This is a genomic window from Sulfobacillus harzensis (assembly GCF_012933365.1).
Lineage (GTDB): Bacteria > Bacillota > Sulfobacillia > Sulfobacillales > Sulfobacillaceae > Sulfobacillus_B > Sulfobacillus_B harzensis.
The window spans coordinates 1-1,467 of sequence record NZ_JABBVZ010000262.1; the positions used below are offsets into that span (position 1 = coordinate 1).

The window sequence follows — 1,467 nt, forward strand, 5'->3', positions numbered from 1 at the left end:
GAACCGACATGGGGAGCCTACACCCTCACGGTTCGAGCACGCCATGGCCCAGCACCACCAAAAGTGTGCAAGAGCCAAAAACGATGGCCAAACTGTCCATTTCTATTTGGCCATATACACCCGGCATGACCGAGGCGAACCCCGCTTTGCCGATGGCCCAGTCGCTCAGTCCCCGCGACCGCAACGCGGCGCGGTGAGCGGCGGCGAGTCCCCAGTGCCACAAGAGCTCCTGGTAGGTGGCATCGCGGTCTGGGAGTGCGGCCAGCGGCGTTTCCATGCTGGCCGGCTTTGTCCGGGGTGCGACCCGCATCTCCGGGTGCTCCTGCTCGAGCCAGCGCAGCGCCTCCTGGGTAGAGCAATGCTTCCACTGCGCTACGAAGCCGATGACGTCATCGCGCACAGGCGAGCAGGTCATGCACTTCCAGGTTCCCGTTTTCGGCCACACCACGAGGCTCGGATGTTGATCGTTGTGGAACGGACAGCGCCCGACATACCAATGGCCGTGGCGCTTCAGGGGAACCACCCGGCCAATCACGTCTTCAATCCGGATGGATTGCTTAATGGCGGCACAGTTGGCCATACAGCGTCACCTCAACGAAAGAGTGATACCTCCAAAGAACCGGCAGAGCCGGTGCAGGGTTTAGACAGAAAGAGAGCTCCGGGGCTCCGGGACCGGCACTTCACGCTCGCCGCGCCGCAGCAAGGCCTGATATGTCGCGTAGGCAATGCGCCACCCTTCCGTGATGCCCCGCTCCGCGTCGCAATCGGGCAAATAATCGGCATAGTAGAGCCAGCGGTGCCCGTTTCGGGTCTCTGCGTATTCGCGTCGCGGTTGAACCAAGCCGGCGCGGCCGAGAGTTAAAATCGTCGTTTTGTGTCCGTGAACCACAACGGGACTGGACAGTGTCGTAAATCGCGTTCGCACGGTTACCACTCCTTTCTTGGGGGCCTATGCATGCCGCACCAGCACTAACGTGGCATTGTCCCGCCACCGAGCGGCATGGAGGATCTGGTGGACATCCCGCGCTTCACGAATCAAATGGGGCCACCAGGCGAGCCGGACATCGTTGAGACCATCCGATGTCAAGACGAGCACATCGCCCGTTTGCCATTCCACCGCGAAGGTCTCCACCATGAGCGGCGCCTGACCAATGCAGGACTGGAGCAGGTGGCCGTCAGGGGCCGTGTTTTGATGCTCCCAGGGTTCCCGGCCGTTCCGCACGCGTTCGCCGGCGGGGGTCATGTCCACGGTCAGCGGGCCAACCCGACCGGCGCGGACGAGGTACGCGCGCGAATCGCCAATATGCGCGATCCAACAGGTGTCTCCGCGCGCCACCGCCCAGAGCAGGGTGGTGCCAGGCGGTGTGGCTTCACCGGGAATCGCCAAGGATTCGACCGCGCGGTGGGCGGACATCACACCCGACTCCAGCCACGCGCTCCAGTCGGCATCAGCCGGGAGCGGCATGG

The 1,467-nt window shown here is 63.4% G+C and carries 3 protein-coding genes; all 3 read right to left on the reverse strand.

The features are described from left to right. Window positions 1-25: 25 nt before the first annotated feature. Entirely contained in the window at window positions 26-580 is a 555-nt protein-coding gene (locus tag HIJ39_RS22900; protein WP_169103337.1) for a CHC2 zinc finger domain-containing protein, read from the reverse strand. A gap of 60 nt (window positions 581-640) precedes the next feature. After that, window positions 641-925, reverse strand: a complete 285-nt coding sequence (locus tag HIJ39_RS22905; protein WP_169103338.1) for a hypothetical protein — start codon at window positions 923-925, stop codon at window positions 641-643. A 24-nt stretch (window positions 926-949) separates the two neighbouring features. After that, a partial coding sequence (locus HIJ39_RS22910) for a PP2C family protein-serine/threonine phosphatase (RefSeq protein WP_207711882.1) occupies window positions 950-1,467 on the reverse strand: 518 nt, incomplete at its 5' end.